The organism is Halopseudomonas sp. (assembly GCF_036961105.1).
Lineage (GTDB): Bacteria > Pseudomonadota > Gammaproteobacteria > Pseudomonadales > Pseudomonadaceae > Halopseudomonas.
The window spans coordinates 1-515 of the sequence record NZ_JBALWW010000077.1 but is presented as its reverse complement, the minus strand read 5'-3'; the positions used below and the strand labels follow the sequence as shown (position 1 = coordinate 515).

Genomic DNA, 515 nt, shown 5'->3' with positions numbered 1-515 from the left:
CATCAGGGAGCGACCTGGCATCCTGCTCAGGCATTTCCAGCCAGTATTCATTCACCATACGTGGAAGTAATTTAACCTCAGTTTCATACCCCTGCGCACTGATTTTCCCGTGATACTCCTCGACATTATCCTTACTACTAAAGACGCCAAGAGTAATGCCATATTGATATTCGCCATCTTCAATAAGATAGCTGTCGATATTTTTTTCTTTAAGCTCCAGCAACAGACGCCTTGACTCCGACTCTGCCTCCACCACTTGCGGTGGGATAATGACCCAATAATCTTGACGAACTTCACGCTCACCTTGAAGCAGGCCTGCTTCAAGGTTAAGAGAAGCTACCCTGGTTTGAATTTCCACCACCAACGACTGGTCAATAAATGGACCTATCAAAGCACAGTTTGATCTCTGCTCTGTAGGTATAGTGTCCGCCTCTAAGACAGGCACAACAGACCCCATGTCTGGCTCTGGCTCTGGCTCTGGCTCTGGCTCTGGCTCTGGCTCTGGCTCTGGCTCT

Annotated in this window: 1 pseudogene; it reads right to left on the bottom strand. The window is 48.5% G+C overall.

Going from position 1 to position 515, the window contains the following annotated elements:
- Positions 1-457: pseudogene (locus V7756_RS19090) on the bottom strand (hypothetical protein); the annotation flags it as partial.
- Positions 458-515 lie beyond the last annotated feature (58 nt).